The 20,286-nt window shown below is 72.0% G+C and carries 15 protein-coding genes; 12 read left to right on the forward strand and 3 right to left on the reverse strand.

Annotated elements, in window-relative coordinates:
• Position 1 precedes the first annotated feature (1 nt).
• Both R2J75_RS11985 and R2J75_RS11990 read left to right on the forward strand, forming a co-directional pair.
• The gene (locus R2J75_RS11985; protein ID WP_308220643.1) at positions 2 to 436 is read left to right on the forward strand and encodes an ExbD/TolR family protein; all 435 of its coding nucleotides are present in this window, start codon (positions 2 to 4) and stop codon (positions 434 to 436) included.
• Positions 437 to 443: 7 nt separating this feature from the next.
• Positions 444 to 1,259, forward strand: a complete 816-nt coding sequence (locus tag R2J75_RS11990) for an energy transducer TonB (protein WP_243333159.1) — start codon at positions 444 to 446, stop codon at positions 1,257 to 1,259.
• Positions 1,260 to 1,274: 15 nt separating this feature from the next.
• Here R2J75_RS11990 and R2J75_RS11995 read toward each other — a convergent pair whose 3' ends face one another.
• On the reverse strand, positions 1,275 to 1,718 hold the full coding sequence (locus R2J75_RS11995; protein ID WP_243333157.1) for an ATP-binding protein: 444 nt from the start codon (positions 1,716 to 1,718) through the stop codon (positions 1,275 to 1,277).
• 146 nt (positions 1,719 to 1,864) lie between these two features.
• Between R2J75_RS11995 and ispH the strand changes: the two genes are divergently transcribed.
• From ispH to R2J75_RS12020, 5 genes are read left to right on the forward strand one after another with little or no spacing between them, the layout of a single operon-like run.
• Entirely contained in the window at positions 1,865 to 3,583 is a 1,719-nt protein-coding gene (gene ispH, locus R2J75_RS12000; RefSeq protein ID WP_243333155.1) for a 4-hydroxy-3-methylbut-2-enyl diphosphate reductase, read from the forward strand.
• Positions 3,584 to 3,631: 48 nt separating this feature from the next.
• The gene (locus R2J75_RS12005; protein ID WP_243346562.1) at positions 3,632 to 4,456 is read left to right on the forward strand and encodes an SDR family NAD(P)-dependent oxidoreductase; all 825 of its coding nucleotides are present in this window, start codon (positions 3,632 to 3,634) and stop codon (positions 4,454 to 4,456) included.
• Between the two features lie 22 nt (positions 4,457 to 4,478).
• On the forward strand, positions 4,479 to 7,286 hold the full coding sequence (polA, locus tag R2J75_RS12010) for a DNA polymerase I (protein ID WP_243346563.1): 2,808 nt from the start codon (positions 4,479 to 4,481) through the stop codon (positions 7,284 to 7,286).
• A 19-nt stretch (positions 7,287 to 7,305) separates the two neighbouring features.
• A complete protein-coding gene (locus R2J75_RS12015) occupies positions 7,306 to 8,463 on the forward strand; it encodes an iron-containing alcohol dehydrogenase (RefSeq protein ID WP_243333148.1) in 1,158 nt (385 codons plus the stop codon).
• 34 nt (positions 8,464 to 8,497) lie between these two features.
• On the forward strand, positions 8,498 to 11,602 hold the full coding sequence (locus R2J75_RS12020) for a ligand-binding sensor domain-containing diguanylate cyclase (RefSeq protein WP_316410254.1): 3,105 nt from the start codon (positions 8,498 to 8,500) through the stop codon (positions 11,600 to 11,602).
• Here the strand turns inward: R2J75_RS12020 and R2J75_RS12025 are convergent.
• Positions 11,599 to 12,585, reverse strand: coding sequence for a pseudouridine synthase (locus R2J75_RS12025; RefSeq protein WP_279342025.1), 987 nt, complete (start codon positions 12,583 to 12,585; stop codon positions 11,599 to 11,601). The two genes, R2J75_RS12020 and R2J75_RS12025, sit on opposite strands and share 4 nt — an antisense overlap.
• Before the next feature lie 197 nt (positions 12,586 to 12,782).
• Between R2J75_RS12025 and ppdK the strand changes: the two genes are divergently transcribed.
• The 4 genes from ppdK to R2J75_RS12045 all read left to right on the forward strand — a co-directional run bounded on the left by ppdK (position 12,783) and on the right by R2J75_RS12045 (position 17,085).
• A complete protein-coding gene (ppdK, locus tag R2J75_RS12030) occupies positions 12,783 to 15,533 on the forward strand; it encodes a pyruvate, phosphate dikinase (RefSeq protein WP_316410255.1) in 2,751 nt (916 codons plus the stop codon).
• A 203-nt stretch (positions 15,534 to 15,736) separates the two neighbouring features.
• Positions 15,737 to 15,940, forward strand: a complete 204-nt coding sequence (locus R2J75_RS12035; RefSeq protein WP_243333127.1) for a cold-shock protein — start codon at positions 15,737 to 15,739, stop codon at positions 15,938 to 15,940.
• A gap of 63 nt (positions 15,941 to 16,003) precedes the next feature.
• On the forward strand, positions 16,004 to 16,168 hold the full coding sequence (locus R2J75_RS12040) for a hypothetical protein (protein WP_243346568.1): 165 nt from the start codon (positions 16,004 to 16,006) through the stop codon (positions 16,166 to 16,168).
• Positions 16,169 to 16,485: 317 nt separating this feature from the next.
• Positions 16,486 to 17,085 carry a phosphorylase family protein gene (locus tag R2J75_RS12045; RefSeq protein ID WP_243346569.1) on the forward strand — a complete coding sequence of 200 codons (600 nt, stop codon included), beginning with the start codon at positions 16,486 to 16,488 and terminating at the stop codon, positions 17,083 to 17,085.
• A 71-nt stretch (positions 17,086 to 17,156) separates the two neighbouring features.
• Here R2J75_RS12045 and R2J75_RS12050 read toward each other — a convergent pair whose 3' ends face one another.
• Complete coding sequence (locus tag R2J75_RS12050; RefSeq protein WP_243346570.1) at positions 17,157 to 19,568, reverse strand: ComEC/Rec2 family competence protein; 2,412 nt, start codon at positions 19,566 to 19,568, stop codon at positions 17,157 to 17,159.
• A 43-nt stretch (positions 19,569 to 19,611) separates the two neighbouring features.
• On the opposite strand from R2J75_RS12050, the gene R2J75_RS12055 reads away from it, so the two are divergent.
• Positions 19,612 to 20,280, forward strand: a complete 669-nt coding sequence (locus R2J75_RS12055) for a hypothetical protein (protein ID WP_243333120.1) — start codon at positions 19,612 to 19,614, stop codon at positions 20,278 to 20,280.
• The last annotated feature ends 6 nt before the right edge of the window (positions 20,281 to 20,286 follow it).

Below are 20,286 nucleotides of genomic sequence, written 5' to 3' on the forward strand. Positions count from 1 at the left end.
GATGGCTTTCAATCCAGGCTCCAGGCACGGCCAGATGGCGGAAATCAACATGACGCCCCTCATCGACGTGATGCTCGTGCTCCTGATCATCTTCATGGTGGCGGCCCCCATGCTGACCACCGGCGTCGACGTCAACCTGCCCGAGAGCAGGACCGGGAAGAACCTGGAATCCGAGGCCCTCGTCGTCACCCTCGTGCGGGACGGGCGCATCGAGTTCGAGAAGCGCTTCGTCCAGGAAGGGGCCCTCAAGGCCGAACTCCGGCGCAGGGCCGCCGAGAGCAGGAAGCGCCCCGTGATGGTGCGCGCCGACCTCAACATCCCCTACGGCCGCGTCATCACCGTCGTCGACGCCATCCGCGAGGCGGGCTTCACCCAGGTGGGCTTCGTGACCCAGGCCTCCACCGCCCCCGCCGGCGCCGAGCCCCTGGCACCCTGAGGCCGCCGTGAGCCAGGAACTCTACGCGTATCTCAGGGAACGGGCCAGGCTCGGCAGCCTCGGCCTCGGCCGGGGCCTGGCCGCGAGCCTGGCGGTGCACGCCGTCGCCGTGGCGGCCCTGCTCTTCACGCCCCAGTCCAAGGATGCGGAGGAGGAGACCAAGGTGACCTGGGTCTCCCTGCCCGCGGCCGGCGTCGCCGGCGAGGCCGGCGGCCAGGGTCCCCTGGAGGAGGGCAAGGAGGGCGAACGCCAGCGCCGGGTCGAGGAAGTGGCCCCCAAACGCAGCGAGCCCACGGGCTACAACGCGACCCCCAACGCCTGGGGCACCCGGCCCAGCCGCCCCGTCCAGGGCACCAGCACCAATCCCGACAGCATGGGCAAGGCCCCCGTGGCCTCCAAGGGCAGGAACCCCAGCCCCAACCCCACCCCCGGCGCCGCCGGCAGCGGCGGGGGCGGCGGCGTGGGCACCGCCACCGGCATCCCCGGGCTCCGGGCCACCAACGGCGTCGCCGGCGGCACCGGCCTCGTGGGGGACCTGGACGGGGACTTCCCCTTCCTGTGGTACCTGCAGCAGATCCAGGCCCGGATCACCGGCAACTGGAACCGCATGACCTCCAGCCAGGGCCGCGTCCAGATCTACTTCCGCATCCGCCGGGACGGCGGCATCGAAGGGGCCCGCGTGGAGATCCCCAGCAACAACGCCGCCCTGGACCAGAGCGCCCTGATGGCCGTTCGCCGCTCCGACCCCCTGCCCCGCCTTCCGGATGGGTTCGAGGCCAAGACCCTGGGGGTGCGCTTCTGGTTCACCTACCTGGGCAACTGAGGCGCCGCCCTCCGGTCAGGCCTCCGGCTGTTCGGACGACCGGCGGAGCTTGACGAGGACGAGCGTGCTGCCTTGGGCGTGGGATTCCATGGCGACCTGGTCCATGACCTGCTTCATGAAGAAGACCCCCCGGCCGCAGGGCTTGAGGAGGTTCTCGGGCAGGTTGGGGTTGGGGAGGGCGTCCAGGTCCACCCCGGCGCCGGTGTCCTTGATGCGGATCTCCAGGCGGTTGGCCAGGGGGGTGAAGGTGACCTCCACGGGCTTCCGCTTGTCCAGCTTGTTGCCGTGGCGCATCGCGTTGGCGATGCCCTCCTGGATGGCCAGCCAGACCCGCTCCCCGTCTTCATGGGAGAAGTTCATGTGCTTGAGCAGCTCCGACCCGACCACCTGGATCAGGTCGATGAATCTCAGATCGGTGTTGCAGGTCAGCGATACCGGAAGCAGCGGAGCGGCAGTCATGTACAAATATCCTTGGGAATCTCATCCCCCGAATTCCTAGTTAATGGGAAAACCGGCCGGATTGCCAGGAAATATCCTCGAAGGCCCGTCCCCAGGGCGCTAGACTGGATTACTGACCTGATCGGTCATCTTTAGGGAGCGGGGGCATGAAGGTCATCGTGGCGAAGACGGCGGGGTTCTGCTGGGGGGTCCGCCGGGCCATGGACGCCGTGCTGGAGGCCTCCAACCGGTCCGGGGCCGGCCCCGTCCAGACCCTGGGCCCCCTCATCCACAACCCCCAGGCCCTGGAGCTCATCGGCCGGCGCGGCGTGTCCGTGGCCGACCGCCCCGAGGACGTGAAGGAGGGGGCCGTCGTCATCCGGGCCCACGGCATCCCCATCCAGTCCCTGCGGGGCCTGAAGGAGCGCCAGGCCAAGGGCGAGCTGGACATCGTCAACGCCACCTGCCCCGAGGTGGCCAAGGTCCACAGCAAGATCAAGAAGTGGAGCCCCAAGGGGTACTTCACCGTCATCCTGGGCACCCACGGCCACGCCGAGAGCGTCGCCCACCAGAGCTTCGCCGAAAGCGGCAGCGCCATCGTCTCCTCCATGGAGGAGGCCCGGGCCCTGACCCCCGAGCAGCTCGGCAAGGTGCTCATCGTCGCCCAGACCACGTTCACCGTGAAGGACTTCCACGCCATCTCCGACGACATCCGGTCCCGGTCCGGGCAGTGCATCGTGGAGAACACCATCTGCGAGGACACCTGGACCCGCCAGGAGGAGGCGGCCACCCTCGCCCGCACCGTGGACGCGGTGGTCGTCGTGGGCGGCAAGGCCTCGTCCAACACCAAGCACCTGGCCGAATTGGCCCTCCGCAACGGCAAGCCGGTCCAGTACGTGGAGACGGCGTCCGAACTGGACCTCGGCGCCTTCCAGGGCACCGAGACGGTGGGCGTCATGGCCGGCGCCTCCACCCCCACCTGGCTGGTGGAGGAGGTGGTGGACGTCCTGGAGCAGCTCGGCAAGGGGCCCGACCGGCTCACCAAGGCCCTCCGCGCGTCCTTCGGCGTGCCCCTGCGTCTGGCCGTCGGCGCCGCCTTCCTGACCGTGGGCGTCCACGCCTGGACGGGCCTGCCCGTCATCTGGCAGTACCCCGTGGTGACGGCCCTGTACGTGCTGGCCATGTTCCTCCTGGCCCCCTTCCTCAACCCCCTGGGCCTGGGCTCCAAGGGGCCCGCCCGGGCCCGCGTGCTGGAGCGGAACCGCCGGGTCATGCTGGGGACGGCCCTCGTCTCCCTGGGCATGGCCCTGGGCCTCACGGCGAGCCTGGGCATCGGCTCCGTGGCGGTGGTGGCCGCGGCCTCGGTGTTCGGCGTGGTCTACAAGCGCCGCCTGCGCCTCGGCTCCCGGCAGCTGAGCCTGGACGACATCCCCGGCTCCAAGGACATCCTGGTGCCCTCCGCCCTGGCCGTGGTGGCCCTCGCCCTGCCCCTCTGGCACGACGGCATGCCCTGGGGCGCGCGGGTCTGGGCCGGCATCCTCTTCGTGGCCGTCATGGGCTTCGCCCGCACGACCCTCAACAACCTGCGCGAGATGCAGAACGACCAGATCCTGGGCAAGGACACCCTCCCCATCGTCTTCGGGCGGCGCACCACCAAGCTCCTGCTGGCCGGCTCCCTGGCCTTCACCGCCGTGGCCATGGCCTGGGCCATCCGCGTCGAGCCCACGCCCCGCCCCTGGGCCCAGCTGGGCATCCTCGGCGCCTGCCTGGCCTACCCCCTCGTGCACCTCTGGTTCTTCCAGGAGCGCTTCTCCGCCGGCAAGCACCGGTTCGAGCCCTGGGTGGAGGCCTGCTTCTACCTGGCCGGCACCCTGGCCCTCCTCTGACCCCCGAAACCCCCCCAGGCGGGGTAGGGTAGGTCTCGGGAGGTGCGCATGCGGGGCTGGGCGATCGTAACGGGCTGTTCGACGGGCATCGGACGGGCCCTGGTGCCGGCGCTGCGCGCCCAGGGCTGGGGCGTGGTCGCCACGGCCCGGCGGCCGGAGACCCTGGCCGACTTGCCCGACGGACCCGACCTCCGCCGCCTGGCCCTGGACGTGACGGATCCCGCCAGCCTCGCCGCCGCCGTGGAGGCCTGCCGGGACCTGGACCTGCGGGTGCTGGTCAACAACGCCGGCTATGGGGTCCCCGGCCCCATCGAGCACCTGAGGCCCGCCGACCTGCGGGCCCAGCTGGAAACCAACGTGGTGGGCCTCCAGGCCGCCACCGTCGCCTTCCTCCCCCTCCTCCGCCGCTCCGGGGACGCCCGGGTGGTCCAGGTGGGCTCCATCCTGGATCGCATGGCCATTCCGCTGGCCGGGGCCTACTGCGCCTCCAAGCACGCGGTCGCCGCCCTGGCGGAGGCCCTGCGCCTGGAGGCGGGTCCGGCGGTGCGGGTGATGCTCGTGGAGCCGGGCGCCATCCAGAGCGACTTCCGGGAGACCCTGGCCAAGGGCCTGGGCGACCTGCCGGAGCGCCTCCAGGGGACCCCCTACCTGGCGCCCATGCTGGCCTACCTCGCCCGCCAGAAGGCCCGGGCGGGGGCGCACGGCCTGTCCGCCGCCGCCTGCGCCGCCCGGATCGCCGAGGCCCTGGGCCGCCGGACCCCGCCCCGTCGCTTGGTCATTGGCCGGGATGCCCGCATCGCCCTCCTGGGCCGGGCCCTCCTGCCCGCCCCCCTCTGGGAATGGGCCGTCCGGAAGACCTTCGGCATGGGATGACGCTGGGATAAACTGGGCCCACATGACCGAGCGACGCCTCTACCTCATCGACGCCTTCGCCCTCATCTTCAGGGCCTACTACGGCAACATGCGCCTCAAGAACGGCGCGGCCTACACCATGGCCCGCATGCTCCTGGCCCTGGTCGCCCAGCACAAGCCCACCCACATCGCGGCGGTCTTCGACCGGCCCGAGCCCACCTTCCGCCACGAGATCTACCCGGAATACAAGGCCAACCGCGCCGAGATGCCCGAGGATCTCCGGCCCCAGGTGCCCCTGATCAAGGACCTCATCCAGGCCCTGAACATCCCGGTGGTCGAGCTGGCCGGGTACGAGGCCGACGACGTCATGGGCACCCTCGCCCGCATGGCGAGCCGGGAGGGCCTGCCCACCGTGATCGTGAGTCCCGACAAGGACCTGCTCCAGCTGGTGGACGACCCCGGCGGCGTCCAGGTGCTCAACAACCGCGACGGCGAGGTCTGGATCGACCGGGCCGGGGTCAAGGCGCGCTTCGGCGTCTGGCCCGAGCAGGTGGTGGACGTCCTCGCCCTCATGGGGGACGCCAGCGACAACGTGAAGGGCGTGGACGGCATCGGCGAGAAGGGCGCCCGGGACCTGGTGGACCAGTACGGCAGCCTGGACGCCATCCTGGCCCACCGCGGGGAGCTCAAGCGCAAGGCCCACCGGGAGGGCCTGGAGGCCGCCCTGGATCGCCTCCCCCTGGTGCGCCGCCTGGTCACCGTCGTCACCGATCTGACCCTGCCCGTCACCCCCGCCGACCTCGCCTACCCCGGCGTGGACATGGCCCAGGCCCGGAACGCCTTCAAGGCCCTGGGCTTCGAGCAGCTCACCAAGGAGTTCACCGCCGTCGGCAGCGCCACGGCCCCGGCCCCGGAGCGCCGGTACAGGGCCGCCGCCACCCTGGCGGACCTGGAGGCCGCGGTGGCCGCCTGCCGCCAGGCGGGCCGGTTCGGCCTGGACACCGAGACCACCTCCCTCGACCCGGTGCGCGGCCACCTGGTGGGGCTGAGCCTCGCCTGGCAGGAGGGGGACGGCCTGTACGTGCCCCTGGCCCACCTCAAGCCCGGCTCCGAGGCCGCCGAAGGGGCCCTGCCGGGCCTCCTCCCCGAATCCGGCCTGCCCGAGGCCCTCCTGGACCTGCGGGGCGATCCCGAAGCCTTCTTCGACGACCTGGCCCCCCACCTGGACCCCCGGAACCTGCCCTTCCGGGAGGTGCGGCGGATCCTGGCCCCCCTGCTCGCCGATCCCGCGGTCGCCAAGGCCGGCCAGAACCTCAAGTACGACCTGCAGGTCCTCCGCCGCCACGGCCTGCCCGTGGCCGGCGTCGGCGACGACAGCATGGTGCTCAGCTTCCTCCTGGACGCCCGCAGCCGGCACAACCTGGACGACCTCTCCAGCCGGCACCTGGACCTCCGGCCCATCCCCTTCGAGGCCGTGGTGGGCAAGGGCAAGGCCCAGAAGCGCTTCGACGAGGCCGACTTCGACCAGGCCGTGCAGTACGCCGCCGAGGACGCGGACCTGGCCCTGCGCCTCTGCCGCAAGCTGGGGCCGCTGGTGGACGCCGCCGGCCTGGAGCGCCTCTACCGGGAGGTGGACCTGCCCCTCGTGGCGGTGCTCGCCGATCTGGAGCTGGACGGGGTCCGCCTGGACCCGGCCGTCCTCGAGCGCCTCGCCGTCGACCTCCGCGCCCAGCGCGAGGCGTCCCTCGCCCGGGCCGTGGAGCTGGCCGGGGAACCCTTCAACCTCAACAGCCCGGCCCAGCTGGGGCGCATCCTCTACGAGAAGCTCGGCCTGCCCGTGCTCAAGCGCACCGACAAGACCAAGGCCCCGGCCACGGACGAGGACGTGCTGACCGAGCTCGCCCAGCGCGAAGACGGGGAGATCGCCCAGGTCCTCCTGCGCCACCGCCAGGTCCAGAAGCTCCTCAGCACGTACGTGGAGGCCCTGCCGACCATGGTCAACCCGGTCACCGGCCGGCTCCACACGCGGCTCCACCAGGCCGCGGTGGCCACGGGCCGCCTGGCCTCCTCCGACCCCAACCTCCAGAACATCCCCGTGCGGACCGAGGAGGGGCGCGCCATCCGCGCCGCCTTCGTGCCGCGGCCGGGCTGGGTCTTCCTGGACGCCGACTACAGCCAGATCGAACTGCGCGTGGTGGCGGCCCTCGCCGGCGATCCGGTGCTCCTGGGGGCCTTCGAGCGGGGCGAGGACATCCACCGCCGCACCGCCTCCGAGGTCATGGGCGTGCCCATGGAGGCCGTCGAGCCCTCCCAGCGCTCCGCCGCCAAGGCCGTGAACTTCGGCCTCCTCTACGGCCAGGGCGCCTTCGCCCTCTCCGGCAGCCTCGGCATCACCTTCAAGGAGGCCAAGGCCTTCATCGACAGGTACTTCGAGCGCATGCCCAAGGTGGCCGAATGGATCGAGGCCACCAAGGCCCGGGCCCTGGAGGACGGCCTGGTCAGGACGCGGTGGGGCCGGGTCCGGCCCATCCCGGACCTCCATTCCTCCAACCCCGGGCTCAAGGCCCAGGCCCTGCGGGAGGCGGTGAACACCGTCGTCCAGGGCACGGCCGCGGACATCATGCGGCGCGCCATGGTCCGGTTCGCCCAGGCCCTCGCGAAGGAAGGCCTGGCCGCGCGGCTTCTCCTCCAGGTGCACGACGAGCTCCTCGTCGAGGCCCCGCCGGAGGAGGCGGACCGCGTGGAGGCCCTGCTCAGGGAAGCCATGGAGGGCGCGGACGACCTCGGGACCCTGGGCGTGTCCCTGGCGGCGGAGGTGCGCCGCGGCGCGAACTGGATGGAGTGCAAGTAGGACGACAGCGGGAGCGGCCATGCAGAATTTCACCTTCCACAACCCCACCCGGATCCTCTTCGGCGCAGGCCAGATCGGCGGGCTCTCCCGGGAGATCCCCCAGGGCGCGCGGGTGCTGCTGACCTACGGCGGCGGAAGCATCAAGGCCAACGGCGTCTACGACCAGGTGCGGCGGGCCCTGGAGGGCTTCGACATCATCGAGTTCGGAGGCATCGAGCCGAACCCCCTCTTCGAGACCCTCATGAAGGGCGTCGAGCTGGCCCGGCGCGAGGAGGTGGATTTCCTCCTGGCCGTGGGCGGCGGCTCCGTCCTGGACGGCACGAAGTTCATGGCCGCGGCCATCCCCTGGCAGGGCGGCAACGAGTGGGACATCGTCCACCGGCGCATGCCTCCGAAGACCGCCCTCCCCCTGGGCGCGGTGCTGACCCTCCCCGCCACCGGCAGCGAATCCAACTCGTACGCCGTCATCACCCGGGCCGCCACCAAGGAGAAGATGTCCTTCGGCTCCCCCCTGCTCTTCCCCCGGTTCTCCGTCCTGGACCCGGAGACCACGTTCAGCCTTCCATCCCGCCAGGTGGCCAACGGGGTGGTGGACGCCTTCGCCCACGTCGCCGAGCAGTACCTGACCTACCCCGCCGGGGCCCCCCTCCAGGACCGCTTCGCGGAGGGGATCCTCCGCACCCTCGTGGAGGAGGGACCGCGGACGCTGGCCGAGCCGCGCGACTACGACGCCCGGGCCAACGTCATGTGGTGCGCCACCGCCGCGCTCAACGGGTTCATCGGCGCCGGCGTGCCCCAGGACTGGGCGACGCACGCCATCGGGCACGAGCTGACGGCCCTCCACGGCCTCGACCACGCCCAGACGCTGGCGATCATCCTCCCCAACCTCCTGTGGGTCCAGCGCGTGCCCAAGCGCGAGAAGCTGCTGCAGTTCGCCGAGCGGGTCTGGGACATCCGGGAGGGCACCGAAGGCTCCCGCATCGAGAAGGGCATCATCGCCACCCGGGCCTTCTTCGAGGCCATGGGCAGCCCCACCCACCTGAGCGCCTACGCCGTCGGCGAGGACCGGTTCGGCGAGATCGTGGAGCGCCTCCAGGCCCGCCGGGCCCTGCCCCTCGGGGAGCGCCGGGACATCACGGAGGAGAAGGTCCTCGAGATCCTCGCCCTCGCGCGCTAGGCGCTTGAACCCGCACCCATCACCCTGTATATTCGTGGCAAATTCCAGCCGGATTTCCCAACGTTCCCCCCGGGGGCCCGCCATCCTCAAGACGGTCACCAGCGTCCTCGCAGGCCTGATCCTCCTGGCTCCGCTCCAGGGGGCGGCGCCCCCGCCCCGGGGCGTCCAGGCGGGGGTCTTCGGGTTCCGGAGCTACGGCATCGAGGACGGGCTGGGCAACCTGTCGGTCTTCTCCATGGCCCAGGACGCCGACGGCTTCCTGTGGGCCGGCACGGACGACGGCCTCTTCCGGTACGACGGCCACACCTTCCGGCGCTGGAGCGTCGGCCTGAAATCCAGCACGATCTGGGAGATCGCCACGGCGGCCGATGCCGGGCTCTGGGTCAGCACGGACAGCGGCCTGTTCGAATTGACCGGCGCGGTCCACCTGCCGGTCCCCGGCCTTCCCGCCACCCGGGCCGCCTTCGCCGCCCTCGGCACCGCCGGGGCCGCCTTCGCCGGCAGCGGATCCACCCTCTACACCCGGGCTGCCCCCGGCCCCATGCACCCCGCCCGGACCTTCCCCGGGCCCATCACGACGGGCTGGGCGTCCCGGGACCTCCGGACCCTCCTCGTCCTCACGGAGGACCGGATCTGGAAGCTCGAGGACGGCCTCTGGGTCAGCCGCGACCTGCCCCGGACCTTCCAGGGCACCACGGCCCGCGTCATCGAGGACCGGCTCCACCGCATCTTCCTGCGGAACCGCCAGAGCCTCTGGCGCCTGGACCAGTGGGAAGGCGCCTGGACCGACCTCACCCGCCAGCTCCCGGGCAACGCGTTCAACGCGTACCGGCCCGTGGAGGACGGGCTCGGGCGCATCTGGGTGGGCACCTCCAAGGGCCTGGTCTGCTTCGACGGGGAGGAGGCCTGGGTCCTGGGCGAGGACAAGGGCCTGCCAGGCGGCTGGGCGGGCGTGACCCTCGTGGACCGGGAGGGCTCCCTCTGGGTCGGCAGCGAAGGGGTGCACCGCCTCAAGGGGCGCTTCCTCTGGACGAACTTCGGCACCCACCAGGGCCTGCCCTCGCCGACCGTGTGGGACATCGGGCGCAGCCTGGACGGGCGGATCTTCGCGTGCACCGACCACGGCGTCGCCGTGCTCCAGGGGGAGCGCTGGTCCGTGCTCCCCGGGACCGAGGGGCGGACCCTCATGTCCGGCGGCGGCGAAGGGCGGGAGGCCCTCTGGTTCGCGGGCACCGCCCTCAACGAGCCCTGGAACGCGGTGATCCGCTACGACCTCAAGCAGAACCGCGCCGAGCGGATCCTCGCCACCGGGGTCAAGAGTTCCGACCTGATCCTCGCCCTGGCCGGGGACGGCTCCGGCGGCATCTACCTGGGCACCCTCACGACCGGCGTCTACCACATCCACCGGGAGGGCGGCGCCTGGAAGACCGAGGCCAAGCCCTTCCCCGGGGAGGGCGCCAACGAGCGCGTCAACGCCCTGCGCCGCGACCGCGCCGGGCGGATCCTCGCCGCCACGGCCCACGGCCTCTACATCCTGGACGGCGGCGCCTGGACCCGCCTGGGCGTCAAGGACGGCCTCCTGGGCGAGAACTGCGGCAGCCTGTCCAGGGACCCCCAGGGCTTCATGTGGGTGGCCTTCAGCGACGCGCGGGGCCTGAACCGGGTGACCCGGACCGAGCAGGGTTGGCGGGTCGTCCAGGCCATGACCACGCCCGAGGCCCTCTTCAAGGACTCCATCGTCAGCATGGCCTTCGACGCCTCCGGCGTCCTGTGGCTGGGCACGGGCGGGGGCATGAAGCGCTGGGACGGGCACAACCTGGAGACCTTCGGCAAGGGCGACGGGCTCCTGAGCCAGGACCCCAGCGCCAACGGCATCGCCACGGACGCGGACGGCGGCCTCTGGCACGGCTTCAGCAACGGCATCTCCCACTTCAGCCCCCGGGCCTTCAAGGGCCAGCCCGAGCCGCCCGTCACCCGCATCACCGAGGTCCTCGGCCGCCGGGGCCCCCTGCCCCTGGGGGGCAAGGCGCCCCGCCTGCCCTACGGCGAGAACACCCTCGAATTCCGGTTCGGGGCCCTCTCCTTCCTGAACGAGGCCCGGGTGGTCCAGGAGGTGCGCCTCGTGGGCCTGGAGAACGAGTGGCGGCCCCTGGTCAACCGGGGCATGGACCGCTTCCCGGCCCTGGCCGACGGCGACTACCGGTTCGAGGTGCGGAGCCGCATGGATGACGGCCCCCCCGGGCCGGTCGCCGTCTACCCCTTCCGCATCCTCCCGCCCTGGTGGGGCACCTGGTGGTTCCGCGCCCTGGGCGCGCTGGCCGCCGCCGGGGCCGTCGTCCTCGGCTTCCGGCGCCGCACCGCCACCCTGTCCCGCCGCAACGCCGCCCTGGAGGCCATGGTGGCCGCCCGCACCGAGGAGCTGGAGAAGGTGAACCGGGCCCTGGAGGAGGCGACCCTCGTGGATCCCCTCACCGGCCTGCACAACCGCCGCTTCCTGGACATGAGCCTCCCGACCGACGCCCGCCAAGCCGCGCGCACCTACCGGGAGATCCTGGACGCCGGCGGCCTGCCCGAGGCCGGCAAGGAGGACGTGCTCCTCTTCCTCATGGACCTGGACCACTTCAAGCGGGTCAACGACACCCACGGCCACCTGGCGGGGGACCAGATCCTCCAGCAGCTGGCCCAGACCCTCCGCTCCGTCACCCGGGCCACCGACAGCCTCGTGCGGTGGGGCGGCGAGGAGTTCCTGCTGGTGGCCCGCCGATCCAAGCGCGCCAGCGCCCCCGCCATCGCCCAGGGCCTCCTGGACACGGTGCGCAACCGGATCTTCACCCTCCCCGGCGGCGTGGACCTGACCATGACCTGCTCGATCGGCTACGCCGCCCTGCCCATCCACCCCCGCGCCCCCGAGCTGGGGGACTGGCAGCAGGCCCTGCGCATGGCCGACCAGTGCCTCTACGCCGCCAAGAACACCGGCCGGGCGCGCTGGGTGGGCGTGGACCTGGACGAGCTGGTGGACCCCCGGCCCCTCGAGGGCCTCAAGTCCTGGGACGTGGGCTGGGCCCTGGCGCACCACCTCGTGACCGTCGCCTCCTCCGACCCCGGCTTCACGTGGACGGACGAGGCGCCAGGCGCCTAGAGGTTCTTGAGGGCGGACAGCTCCTGGGCGTCCAGGAAACGCCAGGCGCCGGGCTTGAGGAAAGGATCGTCCAGGGGCCCGAACTGGATGCGGCGGAGCTTGCTCACCGGATGGCCGACGGCGGCGAACATGCGGCGGATCTGCTGGTTCTTCCCCTCGGTCAGCGTGACCTTCAGCCAGGGGTTCTCCGCCTTGTCGACCACCTCGACCAGGCAGGGCTTGAGGCGCCGCCCATCCAGCCGGAATCCCTCCCGGAACTCGTCCAGGAGTTCGGGCTTGGGCATGCGGTGGACCTTCACGAGGTAGACCTTGGGCACGTGGAAGTCGGGGGCGCTGAGGCGCTGGGCCAGCTCGCCGTCGTTGGTGAGGAGGAGCAGGCCCTCCGAGTTGAAGTCCAGCCGGCCCACGGGATAGACCCGGGCCTCCACCCCGTGGACGAGGGCCATGACCGTGGGGCGGCCCTGGTCGTCCTTGACGGTGGTGACGTAGCCCTTGGGCTTGTTCAGGAGGATGTAGACCGGCGCCTCCCGGGCGATGGGGGCGAGGTCGACCGTGATCTCGTCCCGGCGCGGATCGGCCCGGGTCCCCAGTTCGGTGACGGTCACCCCGTTCACCTGCACCCGGCCTTCGAGGATGATCTCCTCGCAGGCCCGGCGGGAGGCCACGCCGGCCGCAGCCAGGATCTTCTGCAGACGCTCACCGGCCTGGGCCGGTTTGCCGCCGGCGCGGGGGGCGGCCTTCCGGGGAGCCGCCTTGCCGGGCGCGGCGGCCTTGGGTCCGGTCGGCCGGCTTGCGGCGGGACGCCCCACCCCGGGCCGGGCCGCGTGGGGCTTGGCCGCGCCGGGCCGGGCCGCGCCAGGCCGGGCGGCGTGAGGCTTGGCCGCGCCAGGCCGGGCGGAAGGTCTTCCGGCGCCCGTCTTTCCCGCGGGTGCTTTCGTCCGGGCGGTCCCGGTCCTGGGGTCCTTCGGGCGCATGCCGGCCATGGGTCCTCCTCCAGCGTCTCCCGACGCGAATCGACCATGATCTCACAGCGGGAGCCTCCGCGCCAGCGGAAACAGGGGGCTCCAAACCCTTGCGCAGATGCGTTTTGACGATCGTCCACTCTGGAAATAACGCGGGCATTTTGCCGGGCTCAGGGTAGACTGGTTTCGTTTGGTCTTTTTCAGGAGGAGGAGTCTCTATGACGAAACATGTCTATACCTTCGGCGGCGACCGGAACGAGGGCAACGCCTCGATGCGCAACCTCCTGGGCGGCAAGGGCTGCAACCTGGCCGAGATGGCCGGGCTGGGCATCCCCGTTCCCCCCGGGTTCACCGTCACCACCGACGTGTGCACCCTGTACAACCAGGCCGGCAAGCAGCTGCCCGCCGACGTTGTGGAGCAGATCAAGGAGGCCCTGAAGTGGCTGGAGGGCAACCAGGGCCGCACCCTCGGCAACGCCGAGAAGCCCCTGCTCCTTTCCGTCCGCTCCGGCGCCCGGGATTCCATGCCCGGCATGATGGACACCGTCCTGAACCTGGGCCTCAACGACGCGACCGTCGAGGGCCTGGCCAAGGCCAGCAACAACCCCCGCTTCGCCTACGATTCCTACCGCCGCTTCATCATGATGTACAGCGACGTGGTGCTGGACGTCCACAAGGACCACTTCGAGGAGAAGATCGAGGAGCTCAAGCACAAGACCGGCAAGAAGCTCGACACCGAGATCACCGCCGAGGAGTGGAAGCAGCTCTGCGGCGAGTTCAAGGCCATCGTCAAGGCCAAGCTCGGCCGCGACTTCCCCCAGGATCCCTGGGAGCAGCTGCTGGGCGGCATCCGCGCCGTGTTCAACAGCTGGGACACCGAGCGCGCCATCATCTACCGGCGCATGAACAAGATCCCTGACGAGTGGGGCACCGCCGTCAACGTGCAGACCATGGTGTTCGGCAACATGGGCGACGACTGCGGCACCGGCGTGGCCTTCACGCGCGACCCCGGCACCGGCGAGCCCTACTTCTACGGCGAGTACCTGATCAACGCCCAGGGCGAGGACGTCGTCGCCGGCATCCGCACCCCGCAGCCGATCACCAAGTACCAGGCCGCCGACAGCGGCCTGAAGAGCCTTGAAGAAGTCATGCCCGACGTCTACAAGGAGCTCTACGACACCTGCCAGAAGCTCGAGAAGCACTTCAAGAACATGCAGGACCTCGAGTTCACCATCCAGCAGGGCCGGCTCTACATGCTGCAGACCCGCAACGGCAAGCGCACCGCCCTGGCCGGCATCCGCATCGCCCTGGACATGGTCAAGGAAGGCATGATCGACGAGCAGGAAGGCCTGAAGCGCCTCAACGCCGACGATCTGACCCAGCTGCTGGCCCCCATCTTCGACGCGAAGGAGAAGGCCGCCTTCAAGAAGGCCGGCAAGATGATGGCCAAGGGCCTGCCCGCGGGCCCCGGCGCCGCCGTCGGCCTCATCGCGCTGTCCGCCGAAGAAGCGGTCGCCCTGGCCGAGAAGGAAGAGAGCCTGGATCCGAGCAAGCGGAAGGGCGTCGTCCTCGTCCGCATCGAGACCTCCCCTGAGGACCTGGCCGGCATGGTCGCCGCCAAGGGCATCCTCACCGCCCGCGGCGGCATGACCAGCCACGCGGCCGTGGTCGCCCGCGGCATGGGCAAGCCCTGCGTCTGCGGCGCCTCCAGCCTCGTCATCGACGTGGCCAAGCGCACCGTCAGCGTCGGCGACATCGTCCTGAAGGCCGGCGAGGACTTCATCTCCATCGACGGCAGCGCGGGCGAGATCTACGCCGGCAAGCTGAGCGCCTTCCCCAGCGAAGTCAACCAGGTGCTGGTCGAGAAGACCCTCAAGCCCGAGGCCAGCGAGACCTTCCAGCGCTTCGCCCAGATCATGGAGTGGTCCAACAAGTACCGCGCCCTGAAGGTCCGCACCAACGCCGACACCCCGCACGACGCCGCCGTGGCCCGCGCCTTCGGCGCCCAGGGCATCGGCCTGTGCCGCACCGAGCACATGTTCTTCGAGGATGAGCGCATCCCCGCCGTCCGCGAATTCATCCTGGCCAAGGACGAGGAGGCCCGCAAGGCCGCCGTCATCAAGCTCCTGCCCTACCAGCGCAAGGACTTCGAGGGCATCTTCACGGCCATGAACGGCCTGCCCGTCACCGTGCGCCTCCTGGATCCCCCCCTCCACGAGTTCGTGCCCCACGATGAGAAGGGCCAGGCCGAGATGGCCAAGGTCCTCGGCGTCACCATCGAGGAGGTCAAGCACCGGGTCGAGAAGCTGCACGAGTTCAACCCGATGATGGGCCACCGCGGCTGCCGCCTGGGCATCACCTACCCCGAGCTCATCCGCATGCAGATGCGCGCCATCGCCGAGGCCGCCATCAACGTCTCGAAGCAGGGCGTCAAGGCCATGCCCGAGGTGATGGTCCCCCTGATCGGCACGGTCAAGGAGCTGAAGTTCACCAAGGACCAGATGCTCGACGAGATCGCCGCCGTCAACAAGGAGAACGGGACCGACTTCATGTGCCCCATCGGCACCATGATCGAGATCCCCCGCGCCGCCATCACCGCCGACAAGGTCGCCGAGGAGGCCGAGTTCTTCTCCTTCGGCACCAACGACCTCACCCAGATGGGCTTCGGCTACAGCCGCGACGACTCCGGCAGCTTCCTGCCCGAGTACGTCTCCAAGAAGATCCTCGAGGACGATCCCTTCCAGTCCCTGGACCAGGAAGGCATCGGCGAGCTCGTGCGCATCGCCTGCGAGAAGGGCCGCAAGACCCGCCCCGACATCAAGCTGGGCGTCTGCGGCGAGCACGGCGGCGATCCCCGTTCGGTGAAGTTCTTCCACCGCACCGGCCTCGCCTACGTCAGCTGCAGCCCCTACCGCGTGCCCGTCGCGATCCTGGCCGCCGCCCAGGCCGTCCTGGAAGAGAAGAAGTAGCCGCCTGACTGCTTGTCAGCCTGAATGAACTGGGGCGCCTTCGGGCGCCCCATTTCCATGGTTGGGGCTTCCCTCCTGGCGCCCGGCCTGTCAGGATGGATCCAGAGGACTCCCGATCGGTTCGGGGGTTCCCCTGCTGAGCCGGCCCTTGTCTCGACTTGCACCCAGCCCTTTTTTTCCATCGAGACAATTTGGAGTAGTTCATGGCTCAGGGAACCGTCAAGTGGTTCAATCCCGAAAAGGGTTTCGGCTTCATCACCCCCGATGAGGGCGGCGCCGATCTCTTCGTTCATCACACCGCCATCCAGGCGACCGGCTTCAAGACCCTCGACGAGGGCCAGCGTGTCAGCTTCGACACCGGCCGCGGCCAGAAGGGTCCCCAGGCGACCAACGTCGTCAAGCTCTAGGTCGACCAGCAGCATGTCCAGGCCCGCCCCTTCGTGGGCGGGCCTTTTGATAGGGGGTTGGCGATGGCCCGGCCGAACTACCAACGCGAGAAGCGCCTCAAGGATCTCGCCCGCCAGCAAAAGCAGGAAGACAAGCGTGCCCGCCGGCACCAGAAGGACGGCCAGACGGAACCCGAGCCCACCGCCCCCGCCCCCGTGGAGGAGACGGATCCGGCGCCGGAGGCCTGAGGCCCGCGCCGGACGGACCCAACGGCCCGCAAGCGCCGGCCGGCCGGAAAGCCCGGACCCGACCGTCCCGTTCAGGACCGGGTGGATGCCCAGGGAACCCGGCGAGTGCGTGGCGGTGGCTCAGGTGCAGGCGAACGTGCCCACCAGGATCAGCAGTACGGCGCAGGCCAGGGCGATCCAGTAGCGAAAAGGCATGGTGGGGGCTCCCCTCAGGCCGGACCCGTCCAGGTCGGATAAATATTTAATACCTATGCCCCCCAGGGCGGCCAGGTTCCCGGACCGCCGGATCCCGGGGCTTCCGGCGTACCATGGGTTCCATGGCCCCGATCCCGTCCCTGCTCCTCGCCGCCTTCCCCCCCGAACTGGCCGGGTTTACCGGGCGACCAGCCACGGGCTGGATAGCCGCCTGTACGGGGATCGGCGCCCTGCCCGCCGCACTCGAGACGGCCCGCCTCCTCCAGGCTCTGGCGCCCGAGCGGGTGCTCTTCGTGGGCACCTGCGGCGCCTACGGGGAGGACCTGGCCCTGGGCCAGGCCGTGTGGGCGCAGGAGGCCGTGGCCACCTCGGTGGAGGAAGCCGAAGGGAGGGCCTACCGGCCTGATCTGGAGCGCAGCCGCTGGGCCGCCACCTGGCACCCGCCCCTGCCCTTCCCCGCCCAGACGGTCGCCGTCCCCCCGGCCATCACCCGCACCGAGGCCGGCGCCGGGGCCCTGGCCCGGCTCGCGGGCGTGGAGCACCTGGAACTGACGGGCGTGTATGCGGCCTGCGAGGCGGCCGGCATTCCCTGCGGCGCCGTCCTCGCGGTGGCCAACCGGGTGGGCCCCGCCGCCCACGCCGAGTGGCGGGCCCACCACGCCGAGGCGAGCCGGTCCCTCCTGGCGGCCCTGGCGCGCCTGGGGCTCTTCGGACCGGCCTAGACAGGCTCCGCAACGTTGCCTGAATCATCCGAGGGGAGCGGCCGCTGCACGTCCATCGGGGGCATCGCCCCCTAGGGCGTCGGGAAGGCAGTGCCTTCCCGACGGTCGCCCCCTGGGGGCCCCAGGCCGCTCGCAGCCGCGTCGGGGCGCGCGGCCCACCCCGTCAACCGGCCTTCCCAGCCGCGGCCGGTGGAGACCAGCCACCCCCCCGGCACCGCCTCGGCCCGGACGCCCAGGCTGTCGCCGGTGACGAACACCTGGGCGCCGGCCAGGGTGTCCAGCGTGGCGGCATGGGGATGGCCGAAGCGGTTGCCCCGCCCGGCGGTGACCAGGACGACGGGGGCCCCCAGGGCCTCGGCCCAGGCGCGGCCGGTGGCGCTGCGGCTGCCGTGGTGGCCGGCCTTGAGGAGCCGGTGGGGCGGGCCGGGCCCGGGGTCCCCCAGGTCCAGGAGGTCCGCTTCCTGGAGGGCCAGGGCGTCCCCCATGAGCCAGGTCTCGTGCGCCCCCCAGCGGATCCGCAGGACCAGGGAGTTCATGTTCACGTCCGGCAGGCGGAGGGGGCCCGGCGGCCAACGCACCGAAAAGGCCGCGGCCCCCCGGGTCCAGGCCGCCCCCCGGGCCAGGCTCCGGGGGTCCGTTCCGGGGGGCTGGAAGGGGGCCCAGGGCGGCGCCGCCATGGCGGGCCGGGCGACGCTGGCCAGGGGCCACAGGCGGGCGAGGGTCATCCACCCGCCCGCGTGGTCCAGGTGGGGGTGGGTCAGGACCAGATGGACGGGTTCCCGGACCCCCCGCCGGCTCAGCACCCGGACAATCCGGCGCGCGGCCCAGGGATCCGGTCCCGCATCCACCAGGGTGGCCTCGCCGCCGGGGGCCCGCACGAGGATCGCATCCCCCTGCCCCACATCGATGGCCTCGAGGCTGAAGGTGGCCGGCGGCGCGCCGGTCCCGCCCCGGGCGAGGAGCAGGAGGGACCCCAGGACCAGGGCCGCCGCCAGGGCGCGGGTGCGGCGGAAGGCGCTGGCCGCCTGACCCAACAGCAACCAGCCGGCTCCCAGGGCCAGCCAGGGCGGCAACCACCCGGTGGCCAGGGGGGTGATGCGGGCGAAGGCTGGCACCAGGGTCCCGCCCAGCCAGCCCAGGACGGCCCCCAGGGCCTCCACGAGGCCCGGCGCGGGCGCCAGGGTGAGGAGGAGGCAGGCCGGGACCAGGCACGAGACCAGGGGCAGCACCAGGAGGTTGGCGAGGGGCCCCCCCAGGGGGGCGCCCCCGTGCAGGACGGCGAGCAGCGGCAGGGTGGAAAGCCAGGGGGCGAGAAGGGCTGCCGCCGGGTCCGCCCAGCGGCCCGCGAGGGGCCCCAGGAGTCCCGCGACGGGCTCCCGGGCCCACAGCAGGCCCGCCAGCGCCCCCCAGGACAGGAGGAAGCCCGGATCGCAGCCCGAGGCGGGGCGGATCAGGATCCAGGCCGCCAGGGCCCCGTGGAGGGCCAGGACGGGGGGCGCCTTCCAGCCCGTCGCCCGGCCCGCGGCCCAGGCGAAGCCCATGAGCAGCCCCCGCCACACCGGGGCGCTGAAGCCCGTGGCGAGGGCGTAGGCCAGCCCGGCGCCGGCGGCGGCCCAGGCGCCCCCGGGACCCCGGAGGCGCCGCCAGAGCGCCTCCGCGGCGCCCATCACGAGGGTCAGGTGGAGGCCGGACACCACGAGCACGTGCACCGTGCCGCTCTCGGCGAAGGGGGTGAAGGCCTCCGGCGAGGCCGGCGGGATGGCCAGGGCCATGGCCCCCCACAGGTCGCGGCCGGGCCCCCGCAGGGGCAGGGCCTCGAACCGGGACCGGACCCAGGCCCGGAGCCGCAGGAGGGGCCCGGGCCGGGGCGGGCCCAGGGGCGCCAGGCAGGCCCCCGAGGCCAGCCGGACGAACCGGGCCGGGCCGGCGTCCCGGGCCCGCCAGAGGGGCCGCTCAGCGAGGAAGGCCGGCGCGGGCGCCACCCGCTCCAGGGCGCCCCGGAAGACGACGGGGGTGCCCGGCCCCGGGGGCGGCGCGCTCCGGGCCGGCACCGAGACCCCCACCCGGAGGCCTTCGAGGGGCCCGGTCCCGGCCACTTCCGCCCGCAGGGACCGGCCCCGGAGGGTCCAGGGGGTGGCGACGCGCCCCCGGACCTCCTGGAAGCCTTCGGGCAGGGCGGCCTCCCGCCGCGCCTCCCCGGCGAGGGCGCCCAGGACGCCCCAGGCCAGGGCCGCCGCCAGCGCCACCCCGTTCCCGCGCCGCCGCAGGGCGAAGGGGGCCGTGGCCAGGACCGCCGCCCAGCCGAGGACCTGGAGGCCGGGGACGACCTCCCCGCTCCAGGCCTCCGGAAGGAGCCACGGCACCGAACAGGCCGCCGCAAGCGCCCAGGCCGGCCCCCAGAGGCCCGCGCCGCTCCACCGGCGCCAGAGGGATTCCCGGTCCAGCATGGTGTCCGAGTCTAGGCCCGGGAGGATCCATGGCAAGATGGAGGTTCATGCCGGAAAACAACCGATGATGCCACGTCCCTTGCGCCCCGCGATCCTGTTCGCCGCCGGCTGTTCGCTGGCCGCCTGGAGCCCCACCTTCCATGAGGCCCAGACGACCAAGGCCGCCCGCCTCCTGCCCGCGGGCATGGCCCGCTTCCTGGAGGACCACCGGCGCGACCTCCTCGCCGGGGCCCGGGGCCAGCACAACGACCAGGTCCCCACCGTGGAGGACGTGGAGGAGCAGTTCCGCCGCGTCGTGGCCCTCTCGGAGGAGCGGAAGCGGCCCGAGCGCATCGCGCGGGAGCTGGGGGTCCTGGCCCACCAGGTCCAGCTCCTCACGGATCCTTCGGCCGTCAAGGGCGTCACGCCCCTCCGGGAATCCTTCCAGGCCTACGGCGAGGAGAAGCTGGCCCGGCTCGTGCTGAGCCGGGAGCCCTTCTGGGCCGTGGCGGCGCCCCTGGACCCCCGGCCCAAGCTGCTGGAATGGGCCCGCACCAAGTTCGAGCGGCACGAGGCCCTCCAGGCCTGGTTCGACGAGGGCACCGGCCGGAGGAAGGGCGGCTGGGACGAACTGTCCGTCCCCTTCGCCCAGCTCCAGCTGGCGTATTCCAACGGCATCCACGCCACCGCCAACCTGTGGATCCAGCTCTGGCGGGCGGTCGGCGACCTCTGGGTGCCCCAGGCCGACGAAATCCACCCCGGCCGATAGCCGTTT

The sequence above is a fragment of the Mesoterricola sediminis genome (assembly GCF_030295425.1).
In the GTDB taxonomy this organism is placed as follows: Bacteria; Acidobacteriota; Holophagae; order Holophagales; family Holophagaceae; genus Mesoterricola; species Mesoterricola sediminis.